Origin of the sequence: Rhizobium hidalgonense, from assembly GCF_005862185.2 — a bacterium.
In the GTDB taxonomy this organism is placed as follows: Bacteria; Pseudomonadota; Alphaproteobacteria; order Rhizobiales; family Rhizobiaceae; genus Rhizobium; species Rhizobium hidalgonense.
The window spans coordinates 1,469,091-1,491,681 of the sequence record NZ_CP054028.1; the positions used below are offsets into that span (position 1 = coordinate 1,469,091).

Annotated in this window: 17 protein-coding genes; 5 read left to right on the plus strand and 12 right to left on the minus strand. The window is 57.4% G+C overall.

Annotated features, from left to right (window positions below):
• Positions 1 to 101: 101 nt before the first annotated feature.
• From FFM81_RS28165 to FFM81_RS28190, 6 genes are read right to left on the minus strand one after another with little or no spacing between them, the layout of a single operon-like run.
• Complete coding sequence (locus FFM81_RS28165; protein WP_138384698.1) at positions 102 to 1,331, minus strand: DegT/DnrJ/EryC1/StrS family aminotransferase; 1,230 nt, start codon at positions 1,329 to 1,331, stop codon at positions 102 to 104.
• On the minus strand, positions 1,328 to 2,299 hold the full coding sequence (locus tag FFM81_RS28170) for an NAD-dependent epimerase/dehydratase family protein (RefSeq protein ID WP_138384697.1): 972 nt from the start codon (positions 2,297 to 2,299) through the stop codon (positions 1,328 to 1,330). Before FFM81_RS28170 ends, FFM81_RS28165 begins: the two co-directional genes overlap by 4 nt.
• Positions 2,296 to 3,015 carry an acyltransferase gene (locus tag FFM81_RS28175; protein WP_138384696.1) on the minus strand — a complete coding sequence of 240 codons (720 nt, stop codon included), beginning with the start codon at positions 3,013 to 3,015 and terminating at the stop codon, positions 2,296 to 2,298. Before FFM81_RS28175 ends, FFM81_RS28170 begins: the two co-directional genes overlap by 4 nt.
• Complete coding sequence (locus FFM81_RS28180) at positions 3,005 to 4,108, minus strand: DegT/DnrJ/EryC1/StrS family aminotransferase (protein ID WP_138384695.1); 1,104 nt, start codon at positions 4,106 to 4,108, stop codon at positions 3,005 to 3,007. The genes FFM81_RS28175 and FFM81_RS28180 overlap by 11 nt, the downstream gene beginning before the upstream one ends.
• On the minus strand, positions 4,105 to 5,142 hold the full coding sequence (locus FFM81_RS28185) for a Gfo/Idh/MocA family protein (RefSeq protein ID WP_025418121.1): 1,038 nt from the start codon (positions 5,140 to 5,142) through the stop codon (positions 4,105 to 4,107). The genes FFM81_RS28180 and FFM81_RS28185 overlap by 4 nt, the downstream gene beginning before the upstream one ends.
• Positions 5,139 to 5,645, minus strand: a complete 507-nt coding sequence (locus FFM81_RS28190) for an acyltransferase (RefSeq protein WP_025418120.1) — start codon at positions 5,643 to 5,645, stop codon at positions 5,139 to 5,141. Before FFM81_RS28190 ends, FFM81_RS28185 begins: the two co-directional genes overlap by 4 nt.
• A 563-nt stretch (positions 5,646 to 6,208) precedes the next feature.
• Between FFM81_RS28190 and FFM81_RS28195 the strand changes: the two genes are divergently transcribed.
• The gene (locus FFM81_RS28195; RefSeq protein ID WP_138384694.1) at positions 6,209 to 6,988 is read left to right on the plus strand and encodes a response regulator transcription factor; all 780 of its coding nucleotides are present in this window, start codon (positions 6,209 to 6,211) and stop codon (positions 6,986 to 6,988) included.
• Positions 6,989 to 7,091: 103 nt separating this feature from the next.
• Here FFM81_RS28195 and FFM81_RS28200 read toward each other — a convergent pair whose 3' ends face one another.
• The 6 genes from FFM81_RS28200 to FFM81_RS28225 all read right to left on the minus strand — a co-directional run bounded on the left by FFM81_RS28200 (position 7,092) and on the right by FFM81_RS28225 (position 16,501).
• The gene (locus FFM81_RS28200; RefSeq protein WP_138384693.1) at positions 7,092 to 8,915 is read right to left on the minus strand and encodes a glycosyltransferase family protein; all 1,824 of its coding nucleotides are present in this window, start codon (positions 8,913 to 8,915) and stop codon (positions 7,092 to 7,094) included.
• A 3-nt stretch (positions 8,916 to 8,918) separates the two neighbouring features.
• Positions 8,919 to 9,962: a UDP-glucuronic acid decarboxylase family protein gene (locus tag FFM81_RS28205; protein ID WP_097537431.1), complete on the minus strand. Its 1,044-nt coding sequence runs from the start codon at positions 9,960 to 9,962 to the stop codon at positions 8,919 to 8,921.
• A gap of 38 nt (positions 9,963 to 10,000) precedes the next feature.
• Entirely contained in the window at positions 10,001 to 11,494 is a 1,494-nt protein-coding gene (locus tag FFM81_RS28210; RefSeq protein WP_138384692.1) for a sugar transferase, read from the minus strand.
• A 14-nt stretch (positions 11,495 to 11,508) separates the two neighbouring features.
• Positions 11,509 to 12,366, minus strand: a complete 858-nt coding sequence (locus FFM81_RS28215) for a WecB/TagA/CpsF family glycosyltransferase (protein ID WP_138384711.1) — start codon at positions 12,364 to 12,366, stop codon at positions 11,509 to 11,511.
• Positions 12,367 to 13,058: 692 nt separating this feature from the next.
• A complete protein-coding gene (locus FFM81_RS28220) occupies positions 13,059 to 15,185 on the minus strand; it encodes a right-handed parallel beta-helix repeat-containing protein (protein WP_097537054.1) in 2,127 nt (708 codons plus the stop codon).
• Complete coding sequence (locus FFM81_RS28225; RefSeq protein ID WP_138384691.1) at positions 15,182 to 16,501, minus strand: O-antigen ligase family protein; 1,320 nt, start codon at positions 16,499 to 16,501, stop codon at positions 15,182 to 15,184. Before FFM81_RS28225 ends, FFM81_RS28220 begins: the two co-directional genes overlap by 4 nt.
• A gap of 621 nt (positions 16,502 to 17,122) precedes the next feature.
• Here FFM81_RS28225 and FFM81_RS28230 point away from each other — a divergent pair.
• The 4 genes from FFM81_RS28230 to FFM81_RS28245 are packed head-to-tail and all read left to right on the plus strand — an operon-like array spanning position 17,123 to position 22,591.
• A complete protein-coding gene (locus FFM81_RS28230; RefSeq protein ID WP_097537052.1) occupies positions 17,123 to 18,073 on the plus strand; it encodes a glycosyltransferase family 2 protein in 951 nt (316 codons plus the stop codon).
• Positions 18,070 to 19,170 (plus strand): glycosyltransferase family 4 protein, encoded by a 1,101-nt coding sequence (locus FFM81_RS28235; protein WP_138384690.1) that lies wholly within the window; start codon positions 18,070 to 18,072, stop codon positions 19,168 to 19,170. The genes FFM81_RS28230 and FFM81_RS28235 overlap by 4 nt, the downstream gene beginning before the upstream one ends.
• Positions 19,164 to 20,306, plus strand: coding sequence for a glycosyltransferase family 4 protein (locus tag FFM81_RS28240; RefSeq protein ID WP_138384689.1), 1,143 nt, complete (start codon positions 19,164 to 19,166; stop codon positions 20,304 to 20,306). Before FFM81_RS28235 ends, FFM81_RS28240 begins: the two co-directional genes overlap by 7 nt.
• Positions 20,303 to 22,591: a GumC family protein gene (locus FFM81_RS28245; RefSeq protein ID WP_138384688.1), complete on the plus strand. Its 2,289-nt coding sequence runs from the start codon at positions 20,303 to 20,305 to the stop codon at positions 22,589 to 22,591. The genes FFM81_RS28240 and FFM81_RS28245 overlap by 4 nt, the downstream gene beginning before the upstream one ends.

Below are 22,591 nucleotides of genomic sequence, written 5' to 3' on the forward strand. Positions count from 1 at the left end.
CCCGCCGAAAATATGGCGGGCTTGTCAGCAGTTTGAGCGCGCATCAGATGATGCGCGCGTCGTGATCTCGTATCCACATTCCGCAGTGTGCAGGCATCACTTCAGGCAGGTACGACGTCCTGCTCGGGCTGACGGACGACGCGCCCGGTGGTGGCCGCAGCAAGGGCCTGTCGCAATGTCTCGACGACCCTGACGATATCAGCCTCCGTCATCTGGGCATAAAGCGGCAGGATGATCGTGTGCTGCTGCGCGGTTACGCTTCGCATCAGGCTCGTGGCAGTGCGGTGGGAGCTCTGAGCAGAATAGGCGCCCTCCAGATGAATGTTCATCACGCCACGCCGGGTCGAGATGCCCTGATCGAGCAGGGTCTGCATGACAGCCTGCTGATCGACGGTATCGGGCAACCTCACACAGAAGCTCTGCCAGTTACTGCGAGCCCAGCGCGGTTCGGCCGGCAGAGAAAGCCCGGCAATCGTCTGCAGACGTTCGCAATATTGCTCGGCAAGCAGCCTGCGTTGGGCAACCAGTTCCGGCAGCCGCCGCAACTGCTCGCGCCCGACGGCGGCCTGGAGATCGGTCATGCGGTAATTGTAACCCAGCTCGTCATAGTCTTCAAAGATGACCTGCTTCGAGCCGTGACGAACGGCATCGGTGACGCTCATGCCATGCTGGCGCCAGAGCCGGAACTTCCGGTCATATTCGGGATTGGCCGTGGTCAACATGCCGCCATCGCCCGTCGTCACGACCTTCCTGGGGTGGAAGGAGAAGCAGGCAATGTCGCCATGCGCTTTGCCGATCTTCTCCCAACGCCCGTCCCACAGAATTTCGCTTCCCGTCGCGCAGGCTGCATCCTCGATCACCGGTATCTGATGGCGCTTGCCGATCTCCAAGATGGAGCGGAGATCGCAAGGCATACCCAGTTGATGCACGCAGAGAATGGCCTTTGTGCGAGGCGTAATTGCCCTTTCGATCAGACTGGCGTCGATATTGTAGCCATCTTCTTCAATATCGACGAAAACCGGCACCGCATCGCAGTACCGAACCGCATTTGCGGTCGCGATAAAAGAATGGCTGACGGTGACGACTTCGTCGCCGCCCGATACGCCGACCGCCTTCAGCGCCAAATGCAATGCCGTCGTGCAATTCGACATGGCGCATGCATGTGGGGCGCCGACATAGGCCGCGAATTCACGCTCGAAAGCCGCGACTTCCGGCCCCTGCGTCACCCATCCAGACAGAATAACGCGGCGCGCGGCCTCAGCCTCTTCCTCCCCGAGGACGGGTTTGGCGACCGGAATTGTGGCTGGGGTTGTGGATTGAGACGAGCTCATGCTGCCTGCCCCCCTGCGTCGGTCTGCTTTTGCCACCAGGCAACGAGATCACGAAGCCCTTGCTCCATGGAGATCTCCGCCTTGAAGCCGAGGAGCCGTTCGGCCTTGCTGATATCGGCAAGACGACGGGTCACGCCGTTGACCGTGCGGGCCTCTTTGTGCTGTGGCTCGAGCGAGGAACCCATAATGTCGCTCAGCATCTTGGCGAGTTCCAGCAGGCTTATCTCCGTGCCGCTGGCGACGTTGAACACTTCGTCCGTGACATCACTTTTGGCGGCCAGAATGTTTGCACGGGCGATGTCGCGTGCATCGACGAAGTCCATCGTCTGGCTGCCGTCCCCATAGATCAGCGGCGGCATTCCTGCCATCAGTCGCTCCATCCAACGGATCAAAACTTCCGTATAGGCGCCGTAAACGTCCATGCGCGGCCCGTAGACGTTGAAATAACGCAGCGCGACGTAACGCAGGCCGTACATTTCCGCGAAGCTGCGCAGCAGCCCCTCGTTGAACGTTTTCGCCGCGCCATAGATCGTCCTGTTGTTGTAGGGATGATGCGCTTCAGTGGTCGGGAAGCTTTCGGCCAGTCCCAGCACGGAAGCCGAGGAAGCAGCGACGACCTTCGAAACACCTGCCTTGACGGCAGATTCGAGAACGTTGAACGTCCCCTCCGCAAGAACATCAAAAGCCAGTCGTGGCTCTTCGGCGCATTGCGTGATGCGGATGGCGGCCTGGTGAAAGACGATATCGACGCCGTCGAAGGTTTTTGCCAGCAGCGCTCTGTCGCGGATATCTCCCTCGATAATGTTGACGGACCCACTGGCTATTGCCGTGCTGAGATTGTCCCGGCGCCCGCGCACGAAATTGTCGAGGACGATGATCTCGCGAGGTTTTTCCAATGCGACAAGATCGGCAATATGCGATCCGATCAGACCGGCGCCGCCGGTAATGAGCACTCGTTTGTTTCTCATGATCTTCCCTCACGCGACATGTTCGTCATCGGATCATTCTCCGAACGCCAACGTATGAATTTCGCCGGTACACCTGCGGCAACGGAGAACGGTTCGACGTCGGAAACGACGACTGCCCCCGCTCCAACGATCGCTCCCTTCCCGATGGTGACACCAGGGAGAATCGTCGCATTCGTTCCGATATCGGCCTCTGCACAGATGCGGACCGGCTTGATTTCAAGATCCGTGCGAATGATCGGCACATCCACCGGAAGTGCCGTGTGGCCCGAGCCCAGCACCTTGGCGCCTGGGCCCCACCCGACAAAATCCTCAATCACCAGGTGGCGCGCGTCGAAATAGGCCATCGGCCCGATCCAGACATTGTCGCCAATTACGCAGGTGCCGTCGTAGCGCCCCTGGATATAGGCCTGGGCGCCGATGAACACCCCATTGCCGATTTCGAACGTTTCCGGATGTTTGAAACCGGCGCCGCCTGCGACCTGCAATCCCGTGCCGCAACTCCGCGTGATCGCTTGCCAGATGGCTTTGCGCATCATCGTATCGACGACCCCGTCGCCCGTCGCGAAACGACCGTAGAGCTCAATCAGGCCAGCGCGCCCGTATGATTGCCTGAGTTCTTCGGCCAGCCCGGCCTGGTAGGCTGGATCTGCCGGTCTTTCATGACGGCCGTGTACCGCTTGCACGATCCGGGCCTCACCCAAACGATCAACTGACATAGGCGTATTCCAGCGCTGCTGCCACCTGGTCGACATGCCATGTGGGCATCTCGGGATAGATCGGCAGCGAGAGTACCTCTCGTGCGGCCGCTTCCGAGACTGGGAAGTCGCCGGCCTGGTAACCAAGGTCGGCATGGGCCTTCTGCAGGTGAACGGGGATCGGATAGTGCAGCCCGGACTGAATGCCCTCGGCGGTCAGCACGCGCTGAAGCTCGTCGCGATCGCGGCTTCTGATGGCATAGACGTGGTAGACGTGGCGCCGGTCGGTGATTTCGACAGGCGTCCTCAAATTCGCCAAACCGCCAAGCAGCAGCGAGTAGCGCCGGCCATGGGCGCGCCGTGCTTCGGTCCAGGTTTCGAGATGCCGGAGCTTGATACGCAGGATCGCACCCTGAATGGCATCCATCCGGTAGTTGAAGCCCTTCAGCAGATGGTGATAGCGCTGTTCCTGGCCCCAGTCGCGCAGCATGCGCATCGTCTTGGCCTGATCGTCGCTGTTCGTGACGACGATACCGCCCTCGCCGCAGGCGCCGAGATTTTTGCCGGGATAGAAGCTGAAGCAGCCGGATGCGGCGATGCTGCCGGCGCGGGCGCCTTTATATTGCGCTCCGTGCGCCTGGCAGGCGTCCTCGATCACGGGTATCCGGTAATGATCGGCAATTGCTTTGATCGCGTCCATATCGGCCATCTGACCGTAGAGATGGACGGGAACAATGGCCTTGGTTCGCGGCGTAATCTTTGCCTCGAGCTGAGCCGGGTCCATCGTCAGCGTCGCGGGCTCGACATCGACGAATACCGGTCGCGCACCGGCGTAGCAGATCGCCGAGACGGTCGCGACGAAGGTAAACGGCACGGTGATGACTTCATCGCCGGGGCCGACGCCCGCCGCGAGCAGCGACAGATGCAGGGCACTCGTCCCGGTATTGACCGCTATCGCATGTTTGACGTTGCAATAATCCGCGAATTCCTGCTCGAGGCAGGCGACTTCCTCGCCCAGTATGTATTGCCCCGAGGCGAGCACACCGAGGACGGCTGCGTCGATTTCGCTCTTGATCGATTGATATTGGGCTTTGAGGTCCAGGAACGGGATCATGCAATGCGCCTCGCCTCTTCGAGCTCGATGATACGACCGCGCTGGGCGAGCGACCGGCTTGCGGCTTCCAGAATGCGAACGACACGCAGCCCGGCCTGGCCGTCCGTAATGGGACGTGTACTCTGATCGATGCACTCGACGAACTGATCAAGTTCGCGTTTCAATGCTTCGGTCATATCGAGCTTGGGCGCCCACATGTCGCCGCTGCGGTAGCCGACCATCATTTGATGCACCTTCTCCCCATAGGCCTGGGAATTCGGGTTCAGCGTGATGCCCTTATCATAGACCTTGATCTTTTCGCTCGGCTCCAGATCGTCGTAGACGACCATCTTGTTGCTGCCGCCGATCAGCGTGCGGCGCACCTTGACCGGCGCCAGCCAATTGACGTGGATGTGGGCGATAAGCTTGCTTTCGAAGAAGAGCGTCAGATAGGCGATGTTCTCCGGCTCGCCGAGCACATGGCTCATGCCCGTCGCAGAAACAGCCACCGGCCTTTCCTGCACAACATGGTCCAGGATGGAAAGATCATGCACTGCGAGGTCCCAGATCACGCTGACATCGTGCTGGAAGAGACCCAGATTGACCCGAACCGAGTCGTAATAATACATGTCGCCCAAGCCGCTTTCGACCAGTTCGCACATTTTGCGAACGGCCCCGGTGTGGACGAACGTATGGTCCACGGCCAGCACGAGGCGGCGGCGCGCCGCTTCTTCCACCATCCGCGAAGCTTCCTCCGTCGTCGATGCCATCGGCTTTTCGACGAAGACATGCTTCCCGGCCATCATCGCCTGCATAGCGAGCTTGAAATGGGTGGAGACCGGCGTTGCGATAGCAATTGCATCCACTCTCGGATCGCGCAGAACTTCCTCGAAATTGTCGGTGATCGTGACTGCTGGATACCGGCTTTTGACAGCCGCCAACCGTTCGACATTCAGATCACAGACAGAAACGAGCTGCGCACCGGCCGCTTCCGAGATGTTACGAACCAGGTTCGGACCCCAATACCCATACCCGACAACAGCAATGCCGATCATCGCATTCCTCCCAACGCTTGCATGTCAACTGTCCGGTCATGAACGCGACCGGTGATTCTCGCCGGAACGCCGGCAACAATGGCGCCGGCGGGTACATCCTTCGTGACGACGGCGCCGGCGCCGACTTGTGCAGCCTCTCCGATGGTCACGCCAGGAAGAATGGTGGCGTTGCTGCCAATTGACGCGTGGCGCTTGACCAGAGTGGGGATGAGGACCCAGTCGGCCTCCGTCTGCAGGCTGCCGTCCGAATTGACGGCGCGCGGATAGGTATCATTGGTGAACATCACCCCGTGGCCGATGAAAACGCCATCCTCCAGCGTCACGCCTTCACAGAGGAAGGAATGACTTGATATTTTGCAGTCTTTTCCGACGAGGACGTTTTTCTGGATTTCAACGAAGGTGCCGATGCGCGTTCCCGCGCCGATCGTGCAGCCGTAGAGATTTACAAGATCCCGATGGTGGATAACGCAGCCGTCACCCAGGTTGACGTTCGATGCAATCATCCCAACTCGCCCCCTACTCTTCTACAGACCCTGATGTGGGTGAAACCGTCGATCGCAAGAATGCTTTCAAGGTTTCGTTTCATCAGAACAACTATTTCTTCTCCTTCAAAAAGAATTGTTTTCTTCATCTGAGTAAAGGGACAAAACGTTGAAGCTCATTCACCTAAAGGCGTATCTGCTTACGAAAATTGGATGACCATCACATGCGAATGTCTATCCCATCGATCATCAGCATCGACAGGTCACACGCCGACCGATCCTAATCCTCCACGTCGAAGAGGGGCATAGTTTACATGGGTTTAGCGAGTTTAGATGAATACATGTAGCAACCTGCCGGATCGACATACAAATGAATGAGCCTCAGATCGATCAGTTTCAACGATGTAACCATTTGTATCTGTCGATGGAACTTATGTATTGGGGTAACCACTATTAATTAGTTTAACATCCTCGGAACTGTGGTATTAAATGAGCACTTCTAGTGATTAAACTCCCATATCTACAGCGGAGTTTGATATTCGACTTTGAAGTACCGCGTAAAAAAAGGCTGGGAGGATAGGGCTTTGGATACAATAAATATAAGCCACAGGCAGGAAAACGTATCTCTTCCGTTAGAGATAGAAGAAGAATCCACGGCGTTTGCCGGACCGTCAAAGGCAAAGCACTCGCTTGTCATTCTTGACAAGAGGGAACTTGATCGGCACTGCCTTGCGCAATGCATGGCCGCCCACACGGCGGATTTCGTAATTCTGGCGTTTGGATCGATTGAAGAGTGGAAGCAAAGGCGTGAAGAATATCCTCCGCTTTCGGCAATCCTCTTGAACGTCGGTGGCAAGACGGTCGACGACCCTGTCGTTTCGGAGCAGATCAAGGGTCTTTCGTCGGAATTCGTGTCGACACCGGTCATCATATTGTCCGATAGTGACGACTTCGCGCAGATCGTGAGGGCGATCGATTACGGAGCAAAGGGTTACATACCTGCCTCCGTCAGCATCAGCGTCTGCATGGAGCTGATTGCGCTATCGGTAGCAGGAGGACTTTTCGTTCCCGCAAGCGCCCTGTTCGCCATGCGTCACTTGCTGCAGTCCAACAACCCGACAGCACACCCGCTGGCCGGGATATTCACGGATCGCCAGGCCGAAGTCGTAGCGGCACTGCGGCGCGGAAAGGCGAACAAGATCATTGCCTACGAGCTCAATCTGCGAGAAAGCACGGTCAAGGTACATGTTCGAAATATCATGAAAAAGGTCAAGGCAACGAACAGGACCGAGGTCGTGTTCAAGCTCAACGATCTCTTTCCGGATAGTCTTGCTGGCTCAGGGACGAGCAGAGAACTGTCCTGATACACTCAACCGATCACATCTTTTCAGGATGATTTTAGGCAGTCCGGCCTAAAATCATCCTGTTTTGGTGAGACCTCGCAGCGACGTGAGTCAATTGCCGCCGTCACAAAAGAGGCCTGGAAAGCGCCATTCGGATCCTGCGGAACGCACCTCTTTGTGAGCGGGGCACTAGGCCCCGTGCAAGATGCCGAAGATATCGGAACTCCGGCAGAGGCGGCACGTTCGGCCTTATGCTGTTCAGACGCAGTTTGGTCATCAGGCTATCGATGCCCAAGTAGAATCGCAAGCGCCAACCAAGATCACGTTTTAGATATAGAGATGCTACGCGCTCGCCGGTCTCGTTGACGGAAAGAGGGACACGACGAAGAGCGTTCGCAAGATCTGGCTTTTCACAACGCTCAAGAATATCGGCAACCCATGAAAGCCATTCAAGATCGCTTCGCTTGGGAAGCTGATGAATGCTTTTTCGATCTTTGCGGCGCCGTTGCGAGGCGGCCCGATCGCCTTCTAGACCCGGTTGCTCGAAGATGAGGCGCATGCGCCTGAGCTCATCGTGGGACAGGCATGGATAAAAGTCCAGTAACCTCCGCGCCTGCTCAAATTCCCCCTTGCAGATCAAGGAAAGAAGGAAATAAGCCCATTCGACCGGGTCCGGGTCGGTCGACCCATAGTCGACCATCGTTATCTTGACCAAGTTCACCATAAGGTCATAGGCGCGATCGACATCGCCCTCACGCAAAGCGCAGATGGCAAGACGGAACTTAGCTTCAGGCAGGTAGGATACATAGTCCAGACAGCTGAGGTAGCAGCGCTTGGCCTCCTCCACCCTGTCCTGCTCAAGAAGCAAATCGCCCTGTTTCAGCAAGGCGCGATCGCTCGCCTCACCAACAACATGGATACTCTCTCGCTGTGAGGCGCGTTCGACCTTAATAAGTTCATCGAAAGGCCCGGGCTGAATGATCTTTTCGCCGAATTGCAGGTCTCGGTTCAGCATGAACCATTGATATATTTGAGGTCTGTGGTTCAGCGTATGACGCGAATGAACTAAACGGTAGCCTGACGTCGCGATGCGCTGTATTTCATCGGGATGAGCAAAGAGGTATTCCAATCGCTCAACCACGTTGTGGTGGTCGGCAAAGATACAGTTCTCCATGTCGGCAAAGCCGGCGGCCTCCACCGATGCCGTACGTTCCGTCAAAAGACAGGCGTTTGCCCCGGGGATCTCGAAGTGCTTGCGAACGACCTCGCCGCCCGCGGTTCCGCATGTAGGGACGACAAAACTTGCGTTTAGGACGCGCGCATAGGCCTCTCCCGACAACAGCTGGGAGGCAAGCTTGCTTTCATAACTGTGTTGCGGCGAGACCAGGCAGGGATAGTGGTCGCGGATTATCGGAAAGACATTCTGCCGCCAAGGGTAGAGGCCATAGACCTGGCCGGTGAGCGTGACCGGTATGATCTTCTGCTGGCCATAGTCGCGATAAACTTCGGGGTCGATGAAGTTTGGCCAGACGAACAGGTTATCCCTGAGCTCCGGCATGTATTCGGGCGTCATAGTTCCAATCGAGAAAAAGGTCTCTATGCCCCACTGCTCCATATCGGACAGGAAGCCGCTGCGGCGGTCGCACCACGGATCGGCGTTGTGGAGGCCGAGCTTTGGAACCTGGGTATTGGTATTGGTGATTTTTATCCGCTGTGACCCGTGTGACCGGTAGCCGCTTTCAAACAGCGTCAGATCCGGTTCGTAACGGTCGCATATCTCGGCATAATCGCAGTCGTGGTTTATGACGACGACATCGAAGTGCGTGGCGAGGCATTTGACCTGTTGCTGCATATGCAGCAACAGGTAACCGGCCGCATTCGCATTGGGCTGATGGTCCCACTGGAAGAAGACGAGCCGTGGTTTGCGATGGTCGACAAATCTGTCCATGTTCTATCGTGTGATTTCCGCGACAGGAAGGCCGACCTTCGGAGGAAGCAGATCCGGGTAAGCCTCCTGCGGGGACTTGGCGCCGAGAATGTTCCTGACGCCGCCGGCAAGCTTCCACTCAAAATAGGCAATCGTCCTCTCGAGCCCTTCACGCAGGCTCACTGTCGGCTGCCAGCCCAATTCCTGCATTGCACGGCTGATATTGGGCTTGCGCTGGGTCGGATCGTCAATCGGCAGAGGCTTGTAAACGATGCCTGATTTAGACCCGGTCATTTCGACGACCATTTCGGCCAGTTCCCGGACCTGGAATTCTCCCGGGTTGCCGAGATTGATCGGACCCGTGACGCCGGCCGGCGTACCCATCAGGCGGATGAAGCCCTCGATGAGATCGTCTACGTAGCAGAAGGAGCGCGTTTGCGTGCCGTTGCCGAAGATGGTGATCGGCTCGTTTCGGAGCGCTTGGACGATGAAATTGGAGACGACGCGGCCGTCATTGGTCTGCATGCGCGGCCCGTAAGTATTGAATATCCGCGCTACCCGAATTTCCACGCCATACTGACGATGATAGTCAAAGAACAATGTTTCGGCACACCGCTTGCCTTCGTCATAACATGCCCGCGGGCCAATGGGATTGACGCTGCCTCGATAGTCCTCGGGTTGAGGGTGAACTGCCGGATCGCCATAAACTTCGCTGGTGGAGGCCTGGAAGATCTTCGCCTTGGTGCGTTTGGCAAGGCCAAGCATATTGATGGCCCCGTGCACGTTGGTCTTCACCGTTTGCACGGGGTCGTGCTGATAGTGGACCGGAGATGCCGGGCAGGCGAGGTTGTAGATCTCGTCGACCTCTACATAAAGCGGGAAGGTAATGTCGTGGCGAAGAATCTCAAAGCGTGGGTCGTCGAGAAGGTGCAGCACATTGTCGCGCGACCCGGTGTAGTAATTGTCCACGCAGAGGACGTCATTGCCCTCGCGTAAAAGCCTTTCGCACAGGAATGATCCCAGAAACCCGGTGCCGCCGGTAACCATAATTCTCTTGTGTCCGTGCATTGGTGTGCTCCGTAGTTGGTGGTTGCCCGTGGATGTGGTCAGCAGGCTCCCTTGCCCTTTAAGACCGCAGGAATTGTGCTGAGAAGGATGTGCAAGTCGAACCACAAGGACCGGTTGTCGATGTAGAACTCGTCGAGTTGCTGCTGCAGCTCGATATCCGCATTGCTTCGTTCGGATATTTGCCAAAGGCCCGTCAGCCCCGGCGTGACGGAACGGCGCTTGTCTCGAAATTCGCTGTCCATCGCGGAAAGGTGATATTCCGGAAACGGACGCGGCCCGACGATGGCCATCTCGCCGGCAAGGATGTTTGCCAATTGCGGGAGCTCGTCGATACTCGAGGAGCGCAGCATATGTCCTATAACCGGAAGGATGCGTGGATCGTCCTTGAGCTTGAAGTGACTCAACCACTCGGCGCGCATGGTCGGGTTGTCTCGGAATAACGCTTCAAGGCGCTGTTCCGCGTCTTGGTACATCGTCCTCAATTTCAGGACGTGCACCGGCTTGCCGGAGCGTCCTTCCCTGGCATGCCGGAAGAAGACGGGGCCTGGATCGATGGCATAGATTGCGGCCGCTGCAATCGCGATGAATGGCGCGACCACGATCGTTGCAGGAATAGCGATTGCGAGATCGAGGATCCGGCGAACCATATCCGAGTTGACCGAACGCCGACCAGTGGTGAGGCGGATACCGATCTCTCCGCCGACATCCGCAGGCCGCAATCCGCTTACCTTGAAGCTCGGCGTGTCAGACAGCAAAATGACTTCGGCGAACCTCCGGCGCATCACCGCCAAGTCGGGCAGAAGCGAGCCTGCGTCGCCCGCAATCAGGGCAATGGATGGCCCGCCATCAGGCAATGCCTCCAAACTATCGGGGGAAATGGGCTCCGGCCTGATGCCATACTGCCAGTGGACCTTGAAATGCGCCATGAGGGCGGGAGTAAGGTTGCGCCCGCCTATGACGACCGCGCGCTCCCCCCAGATTCCAAGTCTTCCGCACAGGCCTCGTGCCAGCCAATGCACAAGTGTCTGCACAACCAGCCCGAGACCGATGAACACAATAATCGCAAGCGGCAGTCTTTCCGCCTCCGGCAGGATAATTGCTCCGAATGCCGTCAGGACAGCTACCTTGACGGCAGCTACCGTGCGCCGCCGCAGATGTTCGTGGTCATGCAGCCGATATCCAGGATAGAGGCCGGCCGATGCGTAAAGAACAATCGCAGCCAGTGCTGCGATCGCCAACGCACGCTCCACGAGCATGCCCTCCGAACCACTCGGGAGAAAGGACAGGAGAACAAAATAGACAATCAAATAGCTTGCAATGTCGCCGGCGACCAGGAAGGACGACGTAGCAAGCCGAGGAAACCGGCGCCCTAGTGCAACGGAGGTGTTCAGCCCTGCCCATACAAAGGCATCGGCGGCCTTGGCTGCTATGGGCGGCACGGATCCTGCCGCAATCGACCGCGCTGTCATGTCATTTGATGTAGATGCCTTCGACGGACCCGGTGTCATCGATGACGGCATAAATAAGGACATGACGCTTTACCCCTCTACTGCATTTGTCCCGACGCACCCGACCCGGAGACGGCGTCTTCGATCGGAAACTTCCGAAGTCCCAGTCGCTGGAAAGCCGTCAGTGAGATGAAGGTCGGCACGACAAGCGCATAGCGCCGCCACAGCCGCCGCGGCTCGCACAAAAGACGAAACGCCCATTCGAAGCCGCTTCTTTGAATGAACCTTGGAGCCTGCCGCTTGAGGCCGGCGTGGAAATCGAATGCAGCTCCAACACCGATGAGCATCGATGCTTTCAGACGATCACGCATGCGCGCCATCCAGAGTTCCTGCTTGGGGCTGCTCAGCCCGACCCAGATGATATCGGCGCCCGACCGATTGAGCCGGTCGGCAATTTCCGTTTCCTCCTGCAGCGACAACTTATGAAAAGGTGGTGAGTAGGAGCCGACGATCCGTGCCTGCGGAAATTTTGCCAGAAGGCGTGCCTGCAATTGCTCCAGTGTCTCGGCTGTTGCCCCATAAAGGAAGTGGCGCACGCCCGTTGATCTGCCGGCATCGAAAACGGATAACATCAGATCCGGTCCGTAGACCCTGTCGCTCTCCGAATGACCGGCACGTTTCAATGCCCATACCAGTGGCATGCCATCGGGGGTCACGAGGAATGCCCGGTTATGGATCGACCGGAGCTCGGGATCATCTTGGCAGCGGACGATGCCGTGAGCGTCGCGAACGCAGACATATTCTTTCCTGCCGTCTTCGATCGCTTTTTGAATAAATCCAGTCGCGCTTTTAAGATTGACTGCCGAAACGCGAACACCAAGGACATTCGTCCAACCTAGGGAGCCCTTTGGATGGAGTATTGAAGTTTGGCTGGTGCCTGCTGTTTGTTTTCTCATGACCTGCGCTTTCGCGACTGAAACTGTCATCAGAATATCTCGGCAAGCCGATTGCCTCCATACTTGCTGCTCCAGCTATTGGACGTAGAAGAGACTTCATATTTACGTCTTACGCGCGGATGACGTACAATATTCGAAGTAAGTCTACGTACCCCACGGCCTTGCCATGCTGCTCTTTTTTGATGACCGTTGTCCCGAAATAACGCCGGCGCGGGGCCGCAGAAGATATTCGCAATCAAGCGAACATCACTGGAGTTCCAGCGCGAGCAGCAAAGGGGGTGACATGATCAACCGAGCGAGGTGAAGACCCCCCGCTGGAAAGATCTAAGGTCCCCTCTTGAGCAGGCAGAAGGCGTGCGGCTGGTCGTTCAACAAAAAGGACCCAATCCGATGCCGAGCGAGGCTGCCGCTCGCCATCCTGAAGTTCCCTGAACGCTCAGTGCAGAGGTGCTGAGATAAGTCGCAACCAGTAAAGTTGCCCGCCATTATCGGGAAGCCTGCTTTACCCTGGCGCAGGATGCGAGCTGGGCAGGGATTGAAATTTCGCTTTGAAAGCGGGAGCCAGGCTCATCTCCATCACCGTTTCCGCCTTCGGCTCCCCAGCAGCGCGTGCAGCCATGATTGAAGGGTGTTACGAACGCCATGGCTGCGGACTTTATCGCCGCATAACACCGCTCGTGCGGCGCCTTTTGTCACTCGGACGGCACGACTACGCTTCCGTTGTCCGCCCCAGCCTTCTGAAAATCCCCTAGACTGCCAAACCCTCCCGAATGCATGATCTCCGGATATATTCGGAAGCTCTTGTCGTTTAAGTTACCGCTGTAGCGGTTGCGCGCGAACTGCACGTATCCGGGCCCGTGGCCGGGAGCGTTGACATGGGCGACAACGCCGCTGTCACTGTCAACGGACACAACATTCTCCTCGATGCGGTTGGGGCGTGCCCATGACGGACGCCACCCCCTGCCGGTGCCGTCATCAACACGAAAAGCCGCACCTGACCCGTGGGTGATGACGTTTCCCGTCACCAGGTTGCTCCAACCGCCGTTGATACCGATCGCCGCGACATTGCCCGAGAGCGTATTTCCCTCGATACGCACCCCGCTCGCCTTCCCATCCGTATAGATCGCCCAGCTGATAGGGGACGGCCATTCGCTGGTATTCTCATATCCGGGAGGCCAGAACGTCCCATCGGTCCTGTTCATCAGATGACCGGTCCCGGTCACCAAATTGGAGCGGATGGTGCTGTTCAGAGGGTCGGCCTGCTCGCCCATCATCTTGATGGCGCCGCCATCCGCCGTCTGCTGATTGGCGTTATGGATCACGTTGTGCTCGATGACGGCGTTATAGACGGCGTCATTGGAACCCCATATCGAACCGCCGGCGATTCCGAATTGCGCCGTGTTTTCGATCAGATTGTCGGCAATCCTGACATTGTCGGCCGCTTGGAACCATATTCCGGCGGTTTCTATGTAAACTTTTCCGATGTCGTGGATATGGTTTGCAAGAATCCTGGCGCCGTTCGACTTGCCGAACGTGCCATAATTCGTGCCCACGTAAATCCCGTTGCCAGCCACTTCCGAAATCACATTGCCGGCGATCAGCGCATCCTTGCTTTCCGTCACATGGACCCCGACGCCGACATTTTCGATTCTGTTGCCGACAATCTTGACGCCATCAGCGTGTTCGATCCGTATGGCGCCAAATCCTCTGGTTTCCGTATAAAACTTGCCGCTGCCTTGAGGAGCGCCATCTCTAAACTCGAGCCCAGATACGACCATTCCACTGGCCCCATCCAGCTTGAAGAATGTCGGCAGAATGCCAGCAATGATAACGGAATTAGGCAACGACGGATCGACGGGGATATAGTGAAGCTGGCCTGCGGCAAGGTCGTACCACCACTCTCCCGGAGCATCTAGCAAGGCCTCGGCCCCGGCAAGGAAATAGCGGCTGCCTTCTGCGGTAAAGAAATAGCCTGTGCCTTTGGTATGGACCGTCCGGCCGGCGTCATCAATTGATACAACTGGGAGGGTATCATTGCCCCACTGGCTGCCGGGTTGATACCCTCCAACAATGTTCACGATCAGTCCGCTTGTATCACCCACTGCCGGCAGATCGCCGGCATGGAAACAAAAGCGCGTGTTACCTTCCCACATGTCGATGGCAGGCTCGCACTTGGCGGCAAACAACCATCCCTTGCGGGGATCGCCATCAGCGGGAGCGTTGGGAAATCGAGCCCTGGTTTGGCGTATACCATTGACGAAAAGGTCTCCGAGCCCTTCAGCTGGCGGCAATTTCAGCGGCGCCGTCCAGCGGCCATCGGCCTGCTGCGCCCAGTTGCCCACGCGCGGCCCCCCATGCAAAATCGGCGTGTCATTGCATCTTGCCGTGAGGATTAAGCCCGTATCGCGGCCGTCAAAGACGATCGGCTGAGTAAGGTAGTAATCACCTTTACTCAGCGCGATCGTGTTGGTGCCGCCCTTCGCACGGGCAGCATCACGCGCTCTTTCAATGCTGGCGAAAGGGCCGTCGCCGGCCTGCTGATTTGCTGTGGGATGGAGGCCACTCCACGTGTCTTTGCCATCCGGAGAAACGTAAAATATCGTCCGCCCCCCGCTGCTGCCGCTCAATACCCCGCTTAAAGAAGTCCCATTCAACTGGGCTGGCAAGGTCGCGGAAGCTTCCGCGCAAGTCGCCTCCCTGACGAGCGTCTGCAGGCGCTCTGGCGCTTCTATCTCTGTCTCAACGGGAGCCGGATTGCTGAATTGCGGAAAGAGCATGACAGGCAGAATGCTCAGGATCAGTCCAAAACGCCGTCTCATGATATCTGCAACCCGCTCGTAAGGTCATGCGACGGCGCCTGCAAAGGTGGCGAACGGTTCATCGAAACGACGGGCGCGTACAGCGAAAACATGATGATGGTTGCGGCAAACAAGATGAAGATAGCGTCATTCTGAACGAAAAAAATACTCTCGGTCAGATTCATCACCAGAATCATGATCGTCAGGACATTGAGCCAGAGCCACCCGTACTGCGGATCATGACATTGGAGGCTTGCGCCCTGGCGGATCGCCTGGGGAAGCATCAGACTAAACGGAACCATTCCCATGACCCCAAAGCTCAACAAGATATCGCGGTATCCATTATGCGCGTGGGGCGCCGCCCATCCGAGCATCAACCAGATGTGCGTCGCTTCGGGGTTCGTGACTGTCCAGAAAGCCTGGTAGCCATAACCAAGCATCCATCGATCGGATATTTTGCGGTCAACCAGCTCCCACAATGGCACCCGACCCGTCAAAGTCGCGTCCTTGCCGAGCGCTTCAAGAGCCGGGACCAGGAATTCGTGAAGCGATATCAAAATGCCGAGAGACAGCTGAATGAAAAGCAGGACGATGACGACGCGGCCGATGCTGCTGCTTCTTTGCAAGAGGGTATAAAAGCCGATCAGGCAATAGGCCACTGACGTTGCAATGATCGCGGTCATCGATCCGGAGCTTGCAAGGCAGATGAGAGCCGCGGCCAACAAGGTGAAGGCGGTGCGCCGCAGGCCGAGCGTCCCGTCGATCAGCACGGCCGTCGCCACCAAGATCGTCAGAGACGCGTACCAGCCCAGGACGTTCTTGTGAATGAAGACGCCCCGCATAGCACCATCCGGCATCGTGGCGAGGCTTGGCGACACCACGGAGATAACTACACTGAAAACAATACAGGTGCCCAGAGTTGCAAATAACAGGAACAACAGCTGCCTAGGCGTGAAACGTATCGCCAGAACATAGGAAAGAAGCAGGCAAAACAAAAGGCCGATTGCGCGCCGCAAGCTCGTTGTCGGATCTATTGACCACAGCGTAGACAGAAATGGCGCGGCGATGATCAGGGGAACAATAAAATTTCGTTTTATTGCCAGTATAAACTGTGGAAAATTTCGTACTAGAATAACAATTGTAAATAAATATACCGGAAAGCAAGGAACGCGCAGTATGGATCTGGCAGAATCGCTGAGCGCCCCGTCGGCATCTGCAAGGAAAAGAGGCAGAACGGCGCCTGCCTGAACAAAAAGGGATATCCCGGCACCCCAGCATTCTATAGCCCGCCAACTGATGGTTGGTCCGCTGGCACTTGTGAGGCTATCTACTCTCATTATCCGTCCCGACTGAATTGAACAGACAAGCGACCGTTGATCGCGGCACATCAAAAACAAGTGTCGGCCTTTCCGGCTGCGATACTCTCAAGCAATCATTCAGCCACATCCTCAGTCAACCTCTCCTAGGGAGGTGCGGGCTAAGCCCAATGCACCCTGGCTCCACCCAAAGACGATGTTGCGCCTAAACTATAAGCCGGTATTTACCCAAAAGACGGGTCTTCATCTCCGCCAATTGCCCTTAAGAGCAGATGTTGCGCGTGTCCGTTCACCGCTACCGTGCCGATGAATGTCTTGTGATGCGTGGTGGGTAAACCGCGGTTCCACTGGAATGGGGCAACAATTCTGACAGAGGCTATCTCTGCAGTCGAAGCCTGGAAGGTTAGGATTTCTATGTTTCTGCGTCATAATCCTAGTTCTCTGTGCAACACAACGGGCGCTCACCTCGCTGTGGCATCGTCAGCGGCGATCTCATCGTCTCCGCGCGATATGCTGTCCGGCCGAGGTATTTTGGATATCGCCATCACCGGCGCTGCAAACCGCGAAGGCTGCGTAAAGATCGAGCTCTTAAGCAACTTTGCGCTGCACAGTGCATCGCGGCAACCCGCCTAAGAGCGCGTCATGCAGCGGCCAGCCCTCAGTGTCCTCATCAATAATTACAACTACGCTCGCTTCGTTGGGCGGGCGATAGACAGCGTTCTGAGCCAAGACGCACGCAACGTCGAGATCATCGTCGTCGATGACGGCTCTACCGACCAATCGCGGTCTGTTCTGGAGGCGTATGACGGCCGCGTGAAGGTGATCTTTCAGGAGAATGCAGGACAGGCCGCTGCGATCAATACCGCTGTGGGATCAAGCAAGGGCGAGATCCTCTGTTTTCTGGATGCCGACGACTGGTGGGCGCCGGGCAAGCTGTCGGCGACCTCTGCAGCATTCCGCGCAAACCCTCAAGCATCGCTCGTCTATCACCGACTGCAGCCGACGCTTGTCGATGGCACGCCGACGTCCAAGCCGATCCCCCGAAGCCTGTGTTCGGGCGCTTTGTCGCCGCTGCTGACCAGATCGGCCGGTTGGTGGCCTTTTCCGATGACATCGGCCGTCGCGGTGCGACGGAGCGCATGGGATGCTGCGGGCCGCATTCCCGAACAGTTCCGCATATCGGCCGACGCCTGGCTCGTGGGGATTTATCCGTTTCTGGGGGACGTCATTGCCATGCCGGATCCGCTTGGATTCTATCGCATCCACAACAACAACTGGTATCGCCCGACCGAGGATGCCGCCACGCTCAGGAGGCGGATGACGCACTGGCAGCATACCGTTGAAGCAACGAACCAGTTTCTCTCAGCCCATGAACTGCCGGCAAGACTCCGCCTGACGGATCACTATCCCTATCGCATTGCGTCGGCAAAGCTGCAGGGAGCCGATGCACGCAGCCGGCTCAAGCTCGCCGTAGAAGGCCTGTTCTTCGCCGGCGAACCGAACCTGCTCCGCCGGACGCGCGATAGTTTGCGTGCGGCGCGCGGCCTGACACGGCTCGCCCTCGACGCCCGCTTGTCGGAGGCATCGAAATGAAGGCGCTGCTGTTGGTTTCCGAATTGGAAGACTATACCATCTCCTTCGCCAGCGGCGTTGCACAACACTTGGACGTTGTGCTTGCCGTGCCGCGCCGGCGCTACGCGCATCTCGCCTCTTCCATCGATCCGGCTGTCGACCTGCACCTTCTGGACTGGCCGAGACACCGTTCTCTCTCCAATCCCTGGTTTCTGTACCAGCTTACGCGTCTGATCCGGCGGGAGCAGCCGAATCTCATTCACCTCCTCAGCAATTCTACACTTTGGCTGAACCTCGCCGTGCCCTTCTGGCGCCCGATCCCGCTCGTGACAACCGTTCATGATGTGGAAATCCATCCCGGCGATTCCGATACGCGTACGCTGCCCGTCTGGGCTCCCGAATTGATGGTGAAGCAATCCGGACATCTTGTCGTCCACGGCGAGGGACTGAAGCAGCTGGTTCTCGATCGATACGCGAAACCCGCCGATCACGTCCATGTCCTGTCGCATCCTTCCATCCTTCGTTATGCGGAACTCGCCCGGCGACAGAAGATGGCGCCTCGCGATGCCCATGGAACTACGCGCGTCCTGCTCTTCGGACGGATTTTTGCCTATAAGGGCCTGGAACATCTGGTCAGGGCCGAGGCGATGCTCAAGGATGTTCTTCCCAACCTGCGCATCACGGTCGCAGGCCGTGGCGACGATCCGGCGATATTCCAGCCGCTTATGGGCGATCCCGGCCGCTACGATATTCGCAATCGCTTTATCGAAGATGCAGAGGTCGCCCAGCTTTTCCTGGACACCGACATCGTCGTGCTTCCCTACACGGAAGCATCGCAAAGCGGAGTGCTCAACCTTGCCGCCGCGTTTGGCAAACCAATCATCGTTACGGATGTCGGCGAGTTGCGGAGCACCGTTGAGCCCAACGGGTTGGGATTGGTGGTCCCTCCAGGTGATGCCACGGAGCTTGCGGCCGCGATCAGGACGTTAGCGGACAACGGCGTGCTTAGAAATCGCTACGGAGACAGGGCGCTCAAATGGGCCATAGGACCGAATTCGCCTGAACGGGTCGGCGCCCAGGCTGCGGCGGTCTATCGGGAGGTGGTCGGATCATGCTGACGGAGGCCCTCACGGACAGAAATCGAATGGGTGCACGGACCGCGGCTAGCGTCCGCCATTATGTTCCTGGCGGCTGCGAGAACGGCGGCGGCATTGGCAGGCTGGTCGGCTATATAACGGAGACAGCGAAAGAGACCGGCACAAAACATTTCGTCACCGATACCAGAGGGGCTCGATGGTCCAGGCTGACGTCGCCCGCCCGCCTGCTCGGCGCCATCCTGACGATGGCGAAGGATCGGATTGTTGCACCCGAGCGCATTCACCATATCCATATCGCCGGCCGCGGCAGCACGTCGCGAAAACTGATCCTGACGGAGGCTGCCCGCTTGTTCGGGTGCTGCCACATATTGCACTTACACGACTACGATTACGCCGGCGACTTTGCGCAACGCTCGCCCCGTCAAAAGCGACTTATTCGTCGGATGTTTCAGAACGCCGATTGCGTTGTGGCCCTGGGCCAGCGCGACCGCATGACGCTGACGGCACTTCTTGGCGTTGACGAGGCTCGCACGCTCGTGGCCCATAATTGCGTTCCCGATCCTGGGGCGCACGATATTCGCGTCGGCCAGACACCATTGATCGTATTCCTTGGCCGGTTGAGCGAACGCAAGGGTGTCACGGACCTTCTGTTGGCCCTCAGCCACCCCGTCATGAAAGACCACCAGTGGCGGGCTGTATTGGCAGGCGACGGACCGGTCGAGGATTATCGCCGTCAGGCTGACGCCATGGCGCTTTCCAATCTGGTAGAGATGCCCGGCTGGCTCGACGCCGCTGAGGCGCGAGCCCTGTGTGCGCGTGCAGATATCCTGGTCTTGCCTTCGCACGCGGAAGGTCTGGCAATGGCGGTGCTCGAAGGGCTGTCCCACGGGCTCGCGGTCGTTACCACGCGTGTTGGGGCACATGACGAAGTCATTACCGACGGTGAGACTGGGATATTCGTGCCCGTCGGAGATCCGAATGTCCTGGCCGCAGCCCTGGCGAAGCTGGTGTCGGATCCAGAAATCTGCATCCGCCTCGCCGTCCAGGGGCGCGCGCATTATCTCAACCATTTCAGCATGAGGGCTTATATGCGGTCGCTCGAGAAACTTTACGAAACCGTTTCCGCGAAACCTCAAGCCATGGTTGGCGCACGATGACGATTTCTACTCTTCCGCCGGACCGCAACCTTCCGATCTCGCCGATGCGCTATGATCCTCGCTTTCAGGTAGAGACCAAGGCGGACCGCTTCGATTTGGCATCTGCCATCGGTCTCATCCGGCGAAGAATGATCATGATCATTGCGATAACCGTGCTGCTGATGGTGCCCGCGGCAAATATGATCTCCGGGTTGAAGCCCACCTATCAGGCCTGGGCCCGATTGATTGTCCACCAGCCTCTCGCGACCGCACTTGGTGCGGACGATACCAGCCGTGGTGATCTGCTTGACGTGAAGTCGGAGACTGAGCGGCTTCTTTCCAGAAGCATCGCAGAGCGAGTCGTCCGCGAAATGCGACTTAACGCGCTGCCGGAATTCAATCCGGCGCTGCGGAAAATCTCGTTCATTGAGAGAATCAGGGCAAAGTTGCGCGGCTTGTTCGACACGAAAAAATCCGCTTTGCCGGGGGGAGACGGCATCGAAGCTACCATCCCGGTATTTTATCAAGCGCTCGGCGTCTGGCATGAAGATAAGAGTGAGGTTATCCAGATCAGCTTCACTGCGACTGATGCTGAACTCGCAGCCGCAGTTCCGAACCGGGTCGTCAGCATTTACCTCGATGAGCGGAAGGACAGCGTCCGTGGCCGCCTCGATGCAGCGGCAGAATGGATCCGACAGCGCATCACCGAACAGCAGGTTCGCTCGGATACTGCTCGCGACGCTGCCCGCAACTACCAAGAATCGATGGACATCGTCTCGAAAGAGGACGCTCAAGATGAACGTATAAAAACGCTCCTGGAAGTCACTGGCCGCCAAGGGAAAATCGAGGAAAGCCGGATGGAGGTAAAGGCGACGATATCCATGCTGGCAGCGACGGATAACGCTTCGGTCGCAGTGCAGAATATAGTCTTGCCAGACAGTATTGCCACCAAGCAGCGCGATCTCCACGCACAGGAGCAAGATCTCGCCCGTCTTCTTCAGACATATGACGGCAATGCCGAGGCCGTGGTGGATTTACGCGAGAAGATCCAACAATCCCGTATCGATCTCGACCTTGCGAACAAGCAATATCTCCAAACAATGCGCGCCAAGCTCGTCGCGCTCGATCATGAAGCCAACGCAGTGCAATCCATCTTGGCTGTCGCTCAGGAGAAACGCACACGCGATGCCCTGGCGCAGACGGAACTGACGCGCCTGCAGCGTATTGCCGAAAAGGAGCAAGCGGAACTCGACAAGCTTGAGGACCAGCGCCGTGACCTTGCCGCCAAGGCCAAGCTGCCGGGGGCGGAATTGGAGGTTTTCTCACCGGCTGCAGTGCCGCTGGTATCACAGGGACGTGGACGGCTTTTCTATCTGGTGGGCTCTCTCCTGGCTGCAATCTCGGCCGCCATAACGGCTGCTTTCGTGATCGAAATGTGGGACCGGACCGTCCGGAGTTTCGACCAAATCGCTCGAATACCACGCACGATACCGGCTGGACTCATCCCGCGTCTGGCGCGGAGGGAAAATTCGAAAACGATGTTCGAACATATGCCGGTCCCGATGTTCGACGAAGCAATTCGTACCGTGGTACTTTCACTCAAACAGTCCAGTGGCGGCAAGTTGCCGAACAGTATCGTCGTTACGTCGGCTCACAGCGGAGATGGAAAGTCACTTGTCGCGAGATCGCTGGCTATTGAGCTTGCCGCAGCAGCAATTCCGGTGCTCCTGGTTGACGCCGATTTTCGCCGGGGTAAGCTCGATTCGTTTTTCCGGTCGGAACTAACGCACGGATTGAGCGATTTCCTGAATGGGCAGGCGGATATCCGCGACATCGTCTACCGCCATCCAAGCGGTATCCACTTCATTCCATCGGGCAAATCCCGTCTCCAGCGGCGCACCCGTTCTAACGGCATGGCAGAAATCATCGAGATGGCAGGCGCGGCCGGCCATATTGTCATCTTCGATAGCGCGCCTGTGCTCGTCTCGACAGATACTGTGCATTTGACTGCCCTGACGGAAAGGACACTGGCAGTTGTCAGATGGGGAAGGACGAGCCTCCGCGCGTTCGAATTCGGCCTCCAGCAAATGAAAAGCTCGCGAAACTCGGAAATCCTTGTCGCGATCAACAACGTAAATCCAAAAACTCACGCATTGTATAACTTCAGCGACTCGGAGCTTTTTTCGAAATCTCTGATGAAATACTACGATCAAAAGCCTGAATACAACACGCTTAATGGTAATCGCTCAATTCTTGAGATTGTCCGAACCATGAAGCATCACTTTCTGCATTGGTATTCGAGTTAG